The 14994-nt window shown below is 50.6% G+C and carries 11 protein-coding genes and 1 other RNA gene; 7 read left to right on the forward strand and 5 right to left on the reverse strand.

The genetic code is table 11. The annotated features are described in order from the left end of the window. Position 1 precedes the first annotated feature (1 nt). Entirely contained in the window at positions 2-1126 is a 1125-nt protein-coding gene (gene hflK / locus CRO57_RS09455) for an FtsH protease activity modulator HflK (protein WP_097153004.1), read from the reverse strand. A 332-nt stretch (positions 1127-1458) separates the two neighbouring features. Between hflK and CRO57_RS09460 the strand changes: the two genes are divergently transcribed. Next, positions 1459-1698, forward strand: a complete 240-nt coding sequence (locus tag CRO57_RS09460) for a TfoX/Sxy family DNA transformation protein (RefSeq protein WP_170956008.1) — start codon at positions 1459-1461, stop codon at positions 1696-1698. Positions 1699-1714: 16 nt separating this feature from the next. Here CRO57_RS09460 and CRO57_RS09465 read toward each other — a convergent pair whose 3' ends face one another. Together CRO57_RS09465 and CRO57_RS09470 are read right to left on the reverse strand one after the other, a co-directional pair. Next, positions 1715-2239, reverse strand: coding sequence for a dihydrofolate reductase (locus CRO57_RS09465; protein ID WP_097153006.1), 525 nt, complete (start codon positions 2237-2239; stop codon positions 1715-1717). Then, positions 2239-3033 (reverse strand): thymidylate synthase, encoded by a 795-nt coding sequence (locus tag CRO57_RS09470; RefSeq protein WP_097153007.1) that lies wholly within the window; start codon positions 3031-3033, stop codon positions 2239-2241. Before CRO57_RS09470 ends, CRO57_RS09465 begins: the two co-directional genes overlap by 1 nt. A gap of 92 nt (positions 3034-3125) precedes the next feature. Here CRO57_RS09470 and ssrA point away from each other — a divergent pair. From ssrA to CRO57_RS09490, 4 genes are all read left to right on the forward strand, one after another. Then, positions 3126-3496: a transfer-messenger RNA gene (gene ssrA / locus CRO57_RS09475) on the forward strand. A 69-nt stretch (positions 3497-3565) separates the two neighbouring features. Further along, positions 3566-4183, forward strand: a complete 618-nt coding sequence (locus CRO57_RS09480; protein WP_097153008.1) for an SspB family protein — start codon at positions 3566-3568, stop codon at positions 4181-4183. 62 nt (positions 4184-4245) lie between these two features. Continuing rightward, positions 4246-4443, forward strand: coding sequence for a DUF4169 family protein (locus CRO57_RS09485; RefSeq protein ID WP_097153009.1), 198 nt, complete (start codon positions 4246-4248; stop codon positions 4441-4443). Positions 4444-4453: 10 nt separating this feature from the next. After that, a complete protein-coding gene (locus tag CRO57_RS09490; protein WP_097153010.1) occupies positions 4454-4702 on the forward strand; it encodes a ribbon-helix-helix domain-containing protein in 249 nt (82 codons plus the stop codon). Here CRO57_RS09490 and CRO57_RS09495 read toward each other — a convergent pair. Further along, the gene (locus tag CRO57_RS09495) at positions 4690-8934 is read right to left on the reverse strand and encodes an AsmA family protein (protein ID WP_097153011.1); all 4245 of its coding nucleotides are present in this window, start codon (positions 8932-8934) and stop codon (positions 4690-4692) included. The genes CRO57_RS09490 and CRO57_RS09495 overlap by 13 nt on opposite strands. 80 nt (positions 8935-9014) lie before the next feature. Then, on the reverse strand, positions 9015-10427 hold the full coding sequence (locus CRO57_RS09500) for an FAD-binding oxidoreductase (RefSeq protein ID WP_097153012.1): 1413 nt from the start codon (positions 10425-10427) through the stop codon (positions 9015-9017). 297 nt (positions 10428-10724) lie between these two features. Between CRO57_RS09500 and CRO57_RS09505 the strand changes: the two genes are divergently transcribed. Together CRO57_RS09505 and CRO57_RS09510 are read left to right on the forward strand one after the other, a co-directional pair. Continuing rightward, on the forward strand, positions 10725-12353 hold the full coding sequence (locus tag CRO57_RS09505; RefSeq protein ID WP_097153013.1) for a chloride channel protein: 1629 nt from the start codon (positions 10725-10727) through the stop codon (positions 12351-12353). Between the two features lie 180 nt (positions 12354-12533). Then, complete coding sequence (locus CRO57_RS09510) at positions 12534-14930, forward strand: ATP-dependent helicase (RefSeq protein WP_097153014.1); 2397 nt, start codon at positions 12534-12536, stop codon at positions 14928-14930. Positions 14931-14994: the final 64 nt, after the last annotated feature.

Raw genomic sequence — 14994 nt, forward strand, 5'->3', positions numbered from 1 at the left:
CTTAGTTCCCCGCCTTCTTGGTCAATTCATTAAGCGGCAGATATGGCACAACACCACTTCCTTCTCCGCCCTTGTTATCCAGAATGATCTTGTCAGAAGAACCCATGACTTTTTCCATGGTCTCCAGATACAAACGCTTGCGAGTGATATCCGGGGCTTTTTCATATTCGCCCAGAACTTTCATAAAGCGATCTGCCTGACCACGAGCTTCAGCCACAGTCTGCTCACGATAGGCGTTTGCAGCTTCCAAAATCTGTGCGGAACGACCTTCTGCTTCCGGCACAATCTTGTTGGCATAGGCCTGTGCTTCGTTCTGAAGACGGACATTATCGGCCTTCGCCGCCTGCACATCGCGGAACGCATCAATCACTTGTTCAGGTGGCTCGACATCCTGCAACTGAACCTGAATGATGTTGATGCCAGCTTTATAAGTATCCAACATCTTCTGGGTCAATTCCTGCGCGGCCAACTGAACAGCAGGACGATCACCAGTCTGGATCTCATCCATGGTGTTCCGCCCCACCACTTCACGCATTGCCGATTCTGCAACCTGTTTCACAGCCAAATCAGGACTGGCAACATTGAACAGATATTGCTCGGGATCCTTGATGTTCCACTGAACCTTGAAGTCCACATCAATGATGTTTTCATCACCAGTCAGCATCAAGCTTTCTTCGGGTACATCCCGACGGCTGGTGCCACGATTGGACGTGAATTCACGCGATCCAATGGTGATATCGCGAATCTGATCCACATTGACGGTCTCTGCACGACCAACTGGATATGGCAGATTATAGTTCAAACCCGAGGTTGACACGCCAAAAGGCTGTCCAAGAACCATCTCGACACCCAGCTCACCTTCCTTGACGGTATAAAAGCCGGTTGCCAGCCACAAAGCTGCAGCACCGATAGCAATCAGGCCAATGCCCTTGCCACCAAGAGAACCGCCACCTTGGCCTCCGCCAGGAAAAGCACGTTTCAGCTGCTCTTGACCTTTGCGGATCATATCTTCCAGATCTGGGGGATTGGGGCCGGAATTCTGTGGTCCTTGTCCCCAAGGTCCACCATTGTTACCGCCACCTTTCCAGGGGCCTCCGCCACCGCCATTCTGATTGCTCCAAGGCATAGTCTATCCTTATGTTAGGAACCAATTGACCCAAATGTTTGTGCTCTTTTATATCCGCGGTTGTAAAGAAGCGGTTACAAGGCATGCAGCATCATTCGAGCCATTGTGCAAATTTCGTTCGTGAAAACAAAGTGGTGAGCAGCGAGATGAAAATCAAGAGGAAATAGGGACAAACTCGCCACTTTTGGTGAATAATAGCCCAATATTGAACACAGCAGGGAGTTGCCCGACAATAATGGCTTCCCAAAGAACCAAAGCAAGCATCAATCATGCACAATCAAAGAACTGCCGATCATCCGAATCCTTCCCCTCACTCACGCTCGGTGGGAGAAATGATGAATCTTGGGCCACAAAGTCAAAAATGGTTGAAGGAGCTGGAGATTCATACTGAAGAAGATCTGCGCAAGCATGACATACTCGATGTCTATCTTGAGCTAAAGGCCCGCCATCCTCAAAAAACCACGCTCATGATGTTGTGGGCGCTGCAAGGCGCATTATTGGACATGAACTGCATTTATCTGCCAGCAGAAATCAAGGACCAGCTGAAAAAAGAGCTAGCCGAACGCAAATAACAAAACCAATCCCGCTCTATCGACGCTCATAAATGGCAAAAGTCATGGGCGCACTATCCCGCTCCCCTTGCATCGTTTCATCTTTGGAGATCTGCTTCCATACCTGCTCATCAATATCTGGAACAAAGGTATCGCCTTCAGGTTCTGCATGAACATGGGTGACATAGAGACGATCAGCCCGATCCCAAAGAGCTTTATAAATTGACCCGCCGCCAATCACTGCGATCTCGTCAACGCCCTTCACATCGGCATCTTGTTCACAAATTTCCATCGCATTCTCAATGGATGAGGCAATCAGAATTCCTTTGGCAGAGAAAGTCTCATCACGGGTAATGACCACATTCGCACGCCCCGGCAAGGGTCGCCCAATGCTTTCAAAAGTACGCCGTCCCATCAACAACGGCTTTCCCATAGTCAGAGCCTTGAAGCGTTTCAAATCGGATGAGACATGCCAGGGCATGTCATTATCCTTGCCAATCACCCCGTTATCGGCCACGGCAAAATGAAATACTATTTTGGGCTGGCTATTTTCCTGCACCATTACACGGCCACCTCACCGGCAATATGCGGATGCGGGTCATAATCGCTCAACTCAAAATCCTCATATACGAAAGAAAACAGATCTTTTCGCTCTGGATTGAGCCTCATTTTCGGTAAAGAGCGGGTATCACGGGTCAATTGCAAACGCGTTTGCTCGAAATGATTGGAATAGAGATGTGCATCCCCCAGAGTATGAACGAAGTCACCAGGTTTCAGGTCGCAAACCTGGGCAATCATCATGGTCAACAAGGCATAAGATGCAATATTGAACGGTACGCCAAGAAAGACATCAGCCGAACGCTGGTAGAGCTGGCAAGATAACTTGCCATCCGCCACATAGAACTGGAACAGGCAATGGCAAGGAGGCAAAGCCATCCGCTCGACGTCTGCCGGGTTCCACGCAGTCACCATCAAACGACGACTATTGGGATTGGTCTTGATCTGCCCCACCAACTGACTGATCTGATCGATTGTGCCGCCATCACGTGCAGGCCAGCTGCGCCATTGATGGCCATAAACAGGCCCCAAATCACCATTCTCATCGGCCCATTCATCCCAGATTCGAACCTTGTTATCTTTCAAATAAGCAATATTGGTATCACCAGCCAAAAACCACAAAAGCTCATGAATAATTGAACGCAAATGCAGCTTTTTGGTCGTGAGCAACGGGAAGCCGTCACTTAGATCAAATCGCATCTGATGGCCAAAAACGGAGCGTGTACCAGTGCCGGTGCGGTCGCCCTTATCGACGCCGTTTTCCAATATATGACGCATAAGATCGAGATAGGCCTGCATGATCGCTCCTTGAAAGCATGGATTGGATATTCGCTATTTAGCCGATTCGACGCAGCAATAACCAATTCAAATCGTGGATGGTTTTCATTCCCCCCCTTTCTTTCCCGTAAGCCGCACCCTATATTCAAAATGTCACTCACGTGACTATGGCAATAAATGGCCTCTGTAATAAGCCTATCGGACCCGGGGGCGGTACCCGGCGCCTCCACCATAAGAACCGTCTTCTCCATCAGAGAGTTGGCGATTTTTATGATGGGGGCGAAATAGGATCGACGAGGGTGTAAAAATTGTGTTTTTGCTCGGCATTGTACCACCGTTATCGGGCTAATTTTGTAGTTGCAAACGACAACTATGCAGGGTCACGCCTCGCTGCTGCTTAAGCAGTGCGGTAACCCACTGAACTCCTAGTCGGTTTGCTCGGCTAGGCGGGGTTCGGAGGCACCTGGCAACAGAAGCCTCCACTGATTTTCCAAACCTTAGGGCCCGTCCGTGCGAATGATACAGGAACCGCGGTCCGTGAAGGGAGAACTCCATGTCCGAAGACCTGATCCGTTATGATATTCTGGCACAAGACGCCTTACGCGGTGTGGTCAAAAAGGTTTTGACCGAAGTGTCCGGCACTGGTCTTCCTGGAGAGCATCATTTTTATATCACTTTCAATACGCAAGCCCCTGGCGTACGTATTTCCCCGAGATTACTGGGCAAGTATCCCAAGGATATGACCATCGTTCTACAGCACCAATTCTGGGATATGCAGACCAGTGAAACTGCCGTTGAAATCGGCCTGTCTTTCGACGGCATCCCGGAGAAGCTCTATATTCCTTATACCTCCATCATTTCTTTCATTGATCCCAGCGTGCATTTTTCACTGCAGTTCGAGGTTGAAGAGGAATATGACGAGGATGAAGAAGATGAAAATCTGATCTCTGAAGAAGAACAGGACGATATTATCCTCTCGGTGATTGGTGACGTTGACGAAGAAAAAAGCGAATCGCCAAAAAGTACCAAGGACGACAAAGATCAGGCAGCTGCAAATGCCGAAAACAAAGATGCAGAAAATGTTGAAGAGAAAGATGGTGACAAAGGTGAAAGCGAAGCAAAGCCGGAAGGTGCAGAAGTTGTATCTCTGGATGCATTTCGCAAAAAGTGAACCCCCGACCGGATATATCTCACGCACCATCACGTCATCAGCTGACTTTCAAGGAGGCTTTCATGGCAGAAATCATCAATCTGCGGCAGGCCCGCAAGGCAAAGATACGCACTGAAAAAGACGTTAAAGCCACCGAAAATCGTCGTTTACATGGACGCAGCAAACAAGAAAAGCAGCAATCCAGAAATGAAGCATCCAGACTGAAGCAACATCTGGATGGTCACAGATTGAATTCTGCAAATTCCGATGAACCGGAATAGATAGAAAGAGATGCAAAAGCACTCCGTCACCATTTCTGGCCACCGCACCTCCATCAGTCTGGAAGACGAGTTCTGGATTGGTCTCAAGGCCATTGCTGCCACACGCAACAGATCTCTGGCAGATGTCATTCGCCAGATCGACAAGGATAGAGGAAGTACAAATCTGTCCTCCGCCATCAGACTGGCTGTGCTCAACTTTTATAAAGCACAGATTCAACCCACTCCTTCTCCGGATAACGAAACATATCAGTCCAACTGAATGATCAAATCAGGCGACTGACGCAGCCGCTCGAACAGATCCTGTTGGCTTCCCCGCTCATATCCCAATGAAACCCCACGCGCCGGAGCTTTGGGTAAAATCCTCAATCGATTGGGCAACACCTGAATTGCGTCAGCACCGACAGTTTCATCTGCCGAAACAATGGTGCCGGTGGTTTCAATTCCACCAGTAACTATCCCATTTTGAGCACTGAAAGACAAAGGGTCAGCTGGCTGATCACTGGATTGACTACCTTGCTGCAATGGTGCCAATGGCTTGATCTCAATACCATTCGGATCAAGTTCATCGGGGTTGATCCATTCTTTACGCGGTTTTCTCTGTTTGCGACGCAACTCCTCAATCCGCAAGCGCTCTACCTCTTGCAGACGCAAGAGTTCCTGACGAGCAGCTTCAGCTTTGCGAGCCTCTTCAGCTTTACGCTCTTCCTCAGCCAAGCGAACTTCTTCCGCCTCTCGAGCCAACCGGGATTCTTCTTGTTGTCGTGCAGCCTCCGCCTCTTGAGCTTTTCTGGCTTCTTCCTCAGCGCGGCGTTTTTCTTCAGCTTGACGGACCAACTCTGCTTCGCGGGCTTTCTTGGCTTCCAAAGCTTCCTGAGCTTTGCGGGCAATCTCTTCCTTCGCCCTACGTTCCGCTTCTTCCTTGGCTGCAAGAGCGTCGATTTCCCGTCGCTTGGCCTCCTGACGATAGAGTTTGATTTTTCTCCGGAACCCTTCTTTCTCCAGAATGTCGGCCTGCATGGTCTCAATGCGGTCAACTTCTCGCTCAAACGCTCGAATGCTCAAATACCCGGTGAAAGGCGCCACGTCTATCAGACGTTTCGGTTCAGCCAATGCACCAGAAAAAACGACACCAACTTCCGGTACCGCACCGGTGACCGCATCTTCTTCTCTTGGTTTTACAGAAATAGACCAATCACCGGCCAATGTCTGTTCATTCAGATCCATGGTCAAGCTGCCACGAGATAGCAGTCCATCGCTGTCATTACCAATCGACCCGGTCCGAAGAGCCCCACCTGCAAGACGGAATGTACCATCAAGACTTGCAACATTCACCGATCCAGCATCGAGATGTGATTGAAACGCATCAGAAATCGCCTTGTCTTCCAATGGCAGCCCAGCATCCACTGCCCGCACAACCAAATCAAAAGCCGAAGGGTTCAAATAGCGCAAAACAGCTTTTTTTACAGTGAAGGCTCCCGAACCTGACAGTGTTGAAACCATACCGGCCAAAGAGCGACCTTGTGCCTCAAAGTCAATCACGCTATCCAACAAACCATCGGCAACGGCGCGCCCTTCTCTCTCCCAAACCAACGGAGCCAAAGCGACATCCCCAACCTGCACATGGCCTTTGGCAACACCTTGCCCGTCAACATTGCTGATCTGCAAATTACCAGACACGGAACCACCTTCAAGGAGGCCTTTCATATTGCGAATAATCAGTTGATCAGGTTGCCAGGAAAGCTCGAATTTCGGCTGTTGAAGTATATAAGGAGCCGCCAATTCCATGGAACGTGCATCAACATTGAGCTTTAGGCGCACGGGATAGAGTTCACCAACCTTGGATGGAGGTAAAAAGGCTATATCCTGCCAATCAGTACTATTTGATGTGAGGCGTCCCGGGCCAAGCAGACTTTCACCCAACCAATATCCATCCAGATCTCCCAGCGAAAGAGATCCTTCCATCAACCCTTCATTGCCTTCCAGGCGATAAACAAGATCACCCGCAATTGGCTGACGATTCCAGCGTCCCCGCAGATCCTGCCAACGAGCATTATCCCCCTCATAGCGAAACTTTGCTGACAACTCGACCGGCAAGGCCTGCGCAAGATCTCCCATTGGCAATCCAAGAGCCAAAAAATAAGGTGCTAAATCATCAGCTTGCAACGCGAGATCACCCTCAACGTGAGTTTTAGCCAGCACATCTTTTCCATCACGTTTTAATGTACCGGAAAATTCCAACCCACCATCTTCCGCAAGCACACGACTATCCAGCTTTGCACCATCAGCAACAATTCCATCAAGCTCGATCTGAGCTTTCAAGCCAGGCAATGGCACAACCAAATTCTGACCAGTCAATAATCCGATCAGTTTACTGCCATCATTTTGCGACACGACAGCTGACAGGCGCATCGGGGCTTGTGTCCATTGCTGTGGCGTTCCATCCAACTGTGCTTTCAGTTCCAGCTCTCCGCCACCCAATTTACCGGATATCGAACCAACAATGCCATTGACAGCACTTCGATCGGTAACTGTGAAATACAGATCGGCCGGTTCCACAGAAGCTTGGACATTTTCCAACCAGTGGCTGAAAGCCATATCTGGTGCCAAGCGTTTCACCAGCGCAACCAGTCCGTTCAGTTTTTGGGCTTGAAGTGTCCCACTAACCTGACCATTCGGCACAGAGGTCAAATTCTCCAAACGTCCGGAGACATCAATTTTTGCCCCTTCAAAATCATCAATCACGAGAGTCTCAACATCGACGATACCGGCGGACAGGTAAGTCTTGGCAGCCAATGACCGCCCCTCAAAACCACCACTAACAAAACGGCGGGCCTTGATATCAAGAGAGATATTGGAGATCTTGCCAGCATCCGCGCCATTATTGGATAGCAGCAATGCCCCAATCCCCTGCGCCACATCCAAATCCAGCTTGTCCGCTTCCGCAACAATGGTCAAAGCTCCACTGCCTGTATCAGACACCCGTTCCTTGCCGTCTTGCCAGTCAATCCGGCCGCGCACCCGATCCCCTTCAATAGTAAGGTTCATCCGCGAAACGGAGAAATAATCAGGTTTCAACGCAATCTGACCGCTTAAATCAAAAGGAGCAAGCTTGCTTTGTTGTGTAGGATTTTTCAGCCACCATTTTGCAAAAGCAGAAGGATTTTCAGATCGTAGCCGCCCTTCTCCTTCGAACGCATAAACACCCCCCTTATTTTGAGATCGGGCGGAATAGAGCCCTGTCAATGCAACGCGGCTGTTGCCTGGCAAGTCGGCTTCCAGCGTTTCGATTTGCCATGCACCCTGTTCTCCTTTATTCGAGAGCCGCGCCTCAAACAGAAAATTGCGAACGATACCGCCACCCAGAATAACTCCGGGCACGTCAAAGCTTACCTGACCATTCATTTGTGGCTTAGGCAAAGCCTGAAGCAAACGCCCGAACGCAGACAGAGCCTGTTGCAAGTCCACTGGTGCATTTGGTCCCTGCCCCAAGGCCCGATCCAAATCCAATTGTCGTGATGCCAGTTTCACATCGAAGGAGGGATCACCACCCCAATCGACATTTGCATTGCCATTAACTCGATAAGCCTGTTCCTTCGGTCCATGCTCCAGTTCCAGCTTTGTCAGAGACAATCCACGTGCAGAAAGATCAGCATCCGCGCTGAAAGACCAAGGCACATTGGCAAGACGGTTCGTTCCCCCCCCGTCATTGGTCGCAAAACCATCCTCAATCAGATTCTTGACATTAACCTTGGCACGATAGTGCAGACCTTCCCCATCATCAAAGCTGACCAAACCATCCATTGCCACAGTCAAAGGCTCATTGGCCGGGGTCAACAGACTCTTGACCCGAACTCCTTGAGAATTAGGCGAACCGGTTGACACCATCAAAGAATAAGGCTGACCATCATGAAGAAATGAGCTTTCGAACTTATACGGCCCAAACAGATCACGAGCTGCAAGATTGCCGTTGAAATCATCAAGCTGAAAGACACGCCCGGTCTGTCTATCGGCCAAAGACAATTGTCCATTTTTGATGATAACATCATTAAGACTGATATGTGTCGGCACCAAATGAGCTTGCAGATCAGGTTGGCGCTTCCACCTCAATTGACCCTTTTCATCAAGATCCAGACGCAAACGCGGTGAGGTCAAGGTCATATCGACCACCTCGACCTCCCCCTTGATCAAGGGCAGAAGTTCAATGCGTACATCAAATTGATCAATAACCAGTAGCGGCTTATCCCGGTCGGCCCCCACATGCACAGTACCAAACTGTAGATGTGGCAAGGGCAGAATTTGCATATCCGCTGTGCCAAGAACACGAACCGGTTGCCCCAAAACCCGACTGGCTTCACGTTCAAAGGCTGAACGATAGGACGTCCAGTCAACAAAAAGCGGTCCCACCAACGCAATGATCAGGGCCAGCAGAATTGTGCCGCCAATACCAATATAGAGCGTATTCAGGGCCTTACCCTCCGAACTGAAAACCACAACAAAGGCGGTCTATGGACTACTGGGTTGTGGCCTTAAGCTACTCTGTCACGGGCAAAGCGGCAAATCCCAAACCGTCCTCAATCAGTTTTGGGAAGGATTTTCCCCGGATTCATAATATTTTGGGGGTCAATTGCCTGTTTGATGGCCGCCATGACACCAAGACCCGCACCATATTCATAACTCATATATTTCATCTTGCCCTGACCAACACCATGTTCGCCGGTACAGGTTCCGCCCATTTCAATGGCGCGCAAGGCCAGACGTTCAAGGAAGATTTCCGCATTTTCATGCTCTTCCGGCTTCTCGGGATCCAGCAACAACAGCACGTGAAAATTACCATCACCCACATGCCCCACGATAGGAGCAATGAAACCAAATTCATCAAGATCAGCCTGGGTTGCCATGACACATTCCGCAAGGCGTGAGATTGGCACACAAACATCCGTAGATAATCCCTTGGCTCCCGGGCGCAAAGCATGTGCTGCCCAATAGGCATCATGGCGTGCAGTCCAAAGAGCCGTGCGTTCCTCTGCTTTCGTTGTCCATTGGAAATCTTCACCACCACAATCCGCAACAATTTCAGAGAACAGCTGAGACTGCTCCGATACTCCATTCTCTGAACCGTGAAATTCGACAAATAGAGTTGGCCGTTCCTTCAAGTTCAGATTGGAATAATCGTTGCAAGCCTTGACCTGGAGAGGATCAAGCAGCTCGATACGGGCAATGGGAATACCACATTGAATGGTCAGAATCACGGCATTGCAAGCACTTTCCAGATCAGGAAAATTGCAAATGCCCCCTGCTATAGCTTGCGGAATACCGGACAATTTCAACGTTACGTCACAGATGATACCGAGAGTTCCTTCTGATCCCACGATCAAACGTGTCAGATCATATCCAGCGGAGCTTTTCTTGGCGCGGCTGGCAGTGCGGACAATGGCACCATCAGGCATCACAACAGTCATCGCCAGAACATTGTCCTTCATGGTGCCATAGCGAACTGCATTGGTGCCAGAAGCACGAGTTGCCGCCATACCACCAATGGACGCATCAGCTCCAGGATCAATTGGAAAGAACAAGCCGGTATCACGCAAATAATCATTAAGCTGCTTTCGTGTCACACCTGCCCCGACACGGCAGCTCAAATCTTCAGCATACACGTCCAGAATTTCATTCATCTGGGAAACATCTATGGAGATGCCACCATATGGAGCATTCAGATGTCCTTCCAGCGACGAACCTGTACCAAACGGAATGACAGGAACATTGCATTCAGCACAAAGTTTGACGATATCGGAGACCTCTTCTGCAGAATGAGCAAACACCACGCCATCCGGCACCTGATTCTCTAACCATGTGGTCGTATGACCGTGTTGTTCGCGCAAAGCTTCCCCTTTCGTGAAACGGTTGGAATATTTACTTTCCAGTTCCGCACAAACAACATCGATAGCCTTCTGGTCCTTTACACGCGCAAAGATTGGCTCAACCATGGGGGTTATCTCCTGCTTTTCTTCTCGTTTGTGTCTTATCTAGCAAAGGAAACCACGCGAAAATAGCGTAGTAATGCTCTATGGGACAGGACAAAGCGCATCCTGCTGCCTTAGCTATCAACTCGGACAAAGCTGTTTCTGCTCACAAAAGCTTGTAGATCTTACCACGCAGAGCGCTTTTGAATTGGCGAATCTGGCTTTATAGTTGAATTTCAAGCAATCTTGTTTCGTAAGACATGCTACTCTGGCACAAGAGCCAATTATCGAGCATCACAAACAACAGGCCAGAAGAAAAACATGCGCTGGTTAAATCCCGTCTCCCTTGCCAAAAACTGGATCGAACCCAATTGGCGCAGCTATCTGGCAACTCAACAACCACAATTATGGCTATTGGCCATTCTGATTGGCCTGCTTGTCTCCTGCGCAGCGATCATATTTCGATTGGGGATCGGCGCTGTGCAATGGACGTGGCTCGGCACCATAAGTGAAAGCATCGCCACCGCTGCCGATAACCAACCTTATTGGCTTATCCTGCTTGCTCCTACATTGGGTGGGCTCTTTGTCGGTCTGTTTCTCGAATATGTCCATCCGATCAAACGCGCTGAAGGTGTTGCCGATGTCATCGAGGCGCGTGCTCACGGTGGTTCCGGTCTGCGTTTCTGGCAAGGATTGGATAGCGCCGCCGTGACCATCGTCTCACTGGGCGCTGGTGCCAGTGCTGGTCGTGAAGGTCCAATGGTGCATCTGGGTGCCAGTCTTGCAAAAATCGTCTGCGAACTGTTCAGTCTGCCCTCAACTGCCCGCAAAACCTTGCTGGCCTGTGGCGTCGCCAGTGCAGTATCAGCCAGTTTTAATGCTCCCATCGCCGGCGTCCTGTTCGCCCATGAGGTCATTCTCGGCCATTATGCCATGACTGCCTTTGTGCCTATCGTTCTGGCGTCAGCCATGGGCACCTTGCTGTCCCGCCTTTATTTTGGCGATATAGCAGCCTTTGACATCCCGGCCTATCAGATCACATCCTATTGGGAACTCCCGGCGTTTGCTTTGCTCGGTATCACCTGTGCCGTCGTTGCTGTGTTGTTTCAATTTTCTCTGATGGGCACGGACTGGGTCGCCCGGCATGTAAAAATACCGCTGTTCCTGCGCCCAGTCATTGGTGGCTTTGTCATTGGCTGTATCGCTCTGGTGTTCCCGGAAGTTCTGGGGGTTGGCTATGAAGCAACCGACATGGCCCTGCACCAAAAGCTGCCCCTCGCCATGCTTTTCGCGCTGATCATTGCCAAGACAGCGGCAACAGCCATCACGCTCGCCTCGCGTTTCGGCGGGGGAATTTTCTCGCCTTCGCTCTATGTCGGCGCCATGACTGGCGGTGTCTTTGGCATCATCGCTGCGCAAGTCTTCCCGGAAATGGCATCAAGCCAGGGCCTCTATTCCATTCTTGGAATGGGAGCCGTGGCCGCTGCGGTTCTCGGCGCCCCTGTCTCCACCACAATGATCGTCTTTGAGCTCACCGGTGGATATGCGCTCTCCATCGCACTACTTATCACAGTCTCCATTGCCACAGGCCTGACATTGGCACTGCATGGGCGCTCCTATTTTCATTGGCAGCTGGAAATGCGCGGTGTCTTCTTACAGGAAGGTGATCACAAGTTCCTTGTTACCCATATCAAAGTGGCGCAATTCTATCATCCTTTGACAGAGGATGCTTTGGAAGAAGACCATCTACTTCCGGAAGATTCAGACACATTACGGTTGATGGATAATCTGGAAACAGCTTTGAAGGCCTTTGACGCCTGTGGTGGCGAACCAATCCCCGTCGCAGATCCTGATGATCCAACCAAAATACTTGGTTGGGCAAAGCAAGTTGATGCCCTTCGCTATTTCAACGACCTGTTGATCGACACCCATGCGCAAGAACACCGCTAAGACTGGAATGCCCACCAATGGCATTTGACTTCTATCGCCCCCTTTAAAAAAGGCTTAGAAAGTCCTGACAAAGCCATTATGTTGCTATAATGTTCTAGATCCAGATTCGAAATCTGGTTTATAAGGGCTTATGCCCTTCAATGCCATGCATAAACCGATCCAGTAGGACCCACTCACTCCATGTCTGACTTGTTTGCTTCACCACCGACACCCCCTACTCCGTCAGACGGTGAGCCTGATCATCAAAGCATTCGAGCACAATTGCAAAAGATGCGGCCCGTACCCTATATGGATGGCCTGAACCCGGAACAACGGGATGCGGTAGAAAGCATCGATGGGCCACTTCTGGTGCTGGCTGGCGCAGGTACAGGCAAGACCCGTGTTCTTACCACCCGCATCGGTCATATTCTGGCAACCCGCAGCGCCATGCCTTGGCAGATCCTCGCAGTGACCTTCACCAACAAGGCCGCCCGCGAAATGAAGGACCGCATCGGCAATCTCATCGGCGGCAATGTCGAGGGCATGCAATGGCTGGGCACCTTCCACTCGATTGGCGTGAAGATCCTGCGTCGACATGCGGAGTTGGTGGATCTGAAATCCAATTTCACCATCCTTGATACTGACGACCAACTTCGCCTGATGAAGCAGCTTATCCAAGCCCAAGGCCTGGACGAAAAGCGCTGGCCTGCGCGCCAACTGAACACTCTGATTGATGGCTGGAAGAACCGCGGCCTGACGCCACAACAAGTCCCACAAGACGAAGGCTATTATTTTGCCCAAGGCCATGGCGTCAAACTCTATACGGAATATCAGGCCCGCCTGAAAGTTCTCAATGCCTGTGATTTTGGAGATCTGCTTCTGGAATGCTTGCGGCTCTTCCGCGAAAACCCGGACATATTGGCCGATTATCACAAGCGCTTTCGCTATATTCTGGTGGACGAGTATCAAGACACCAATATCGCGCAATATCTCTGGCTGCGCCTGCTGGCCCAAGGCGGCAATAATATCTGCTGCGTTGGTGACGACGACCAATCCATCTATGGTTGGCGTGGCGCAGAAGTCGATAACATTCTGCGGTTCGAGGAAGATTTTCCCGGCGCCAAGGTCATTCGACTTGAACGCAATTATCGCTCCACGGTCCATATTCTTGCCGCAGCCTCTCATTTGATCACTTATAATGAAGGCCGTCTCGGTAAAACGCTTCATCCCCAAATCGAAGATGACGACGCGGAGAAGGTAACAGTCACATCAGCTTGGGACAGCGAGGAAGAAGCCCGCACCATCGGTGAGCAAATCGAAGATCTCCAGCGTGCCAAACATGATCTGAACGAAATTGCCATTCTCGTCCGTGCGTCATTCCAGATGCGCGAGTTCGAAGATCGCTTCATCACCATGGGGCTGAACTATCGCGTCATTGGCGGCCCGCGCTTCTATGAACGCGCCGAGATCCGTGATGCCCTCGCCTATTTCCGTTGCGTGGTACAACCTGCCGATGATCTGGCCTTTGAGCGTATCGTCAACACCCCGCGCCGCGGCCTGGGTGATGCAACACTCAAACAAGTTCACGATCACGCCCGAAGCCATGGTTTGCCTCTTACCGAAGCTGCAACTGATCTGGTTCAGACAGAAGAACTCAAACCGCGTCCGCGCAATTCGCTGAAGGGCGTGCTCGGCCAGTTTACCCATTGGCGCACCATGCTCGCTTCCATGAAGCATACCGAACTGGCTGAAATGATTTTGGATGAGTCCGGTTATACCGAGATGTGGCAGAAGGACAAAAGCGCTGATGCCCCTGGCCGCCTCGACAACTTGAAGGAACTCATCCGCTCCATGGAAGAGTTCGACAGCCTTCCAAGCTTCCTGGAACATATTGCGCTGGTCATGGATCGTGATTCTGCCCAAAGTAATGAAGCAGTCTCCATCATGACATTGCACTCAGCCAAGGGATTGGAATTTGACACCGTTTTCCTGCCAGGTTGGGAAGAAGGTCTTTTCCCTCATCAACGTGCTTTGGATGAATCCGGCACACGCGGTTTGGAAGAAGAACGCCGTCTTGCTTATGTGGGCATCACCCGTGCCAAGAAACGTGCCAAGATTTATGTGGCTTCCAATCGCCGCATTCATGGTCTTTGGCAGAGTTCCGTCCCATCGCGTTTTCTGGACGAACTGCCTCCCGCTCATGTGGACGTTGTGGAGAGCCAATCCACTTATGGCGGCTATGGCAATTCCGGTGTCGGTGGCTCCATCTATGGCAAAAGCCGCTTTGATAGCTCCGATCCGTTCGAGAACAATTACGATACTCCGGGCTGGAAACGCGCTCAAAACAACAAGGCCAAGAAAACCGGCAAGCCCAAGCAACGCTATGGAGGCGGACCTGCTTCCAGTGGCAAGGTGATTGATGGCGAACTGATCGCCAAAGGCACCTCAGATACACCATCTCTCTATTCAGTAGGTGAGCGTGTTTTCCATCAGAAATTCGGCTACGGGAATGTCAAATCCATCGAAGGTAACAAGTTGACAGTCGAGTTTTCTACCGGCACTAAGCGGGTGATTGACAGCTTTGTGGAACGTCATTGATTGGCGGAAACGCCAGCGGAACATCTTGTGATCTTGCCTTTACCTCCAAGAGCCGCTATCGAAG

Source organism: Cohaesibacter gelatinilyticus, assembly GCF_900215605.1.
Lineage (GTDB): Bacteria > Pseudomonadota > Alphaproteobacteria > Rhizobiales > Cohaesibacteraceae > Cohaesibacter > Cohaesibacter gelatinilyticus.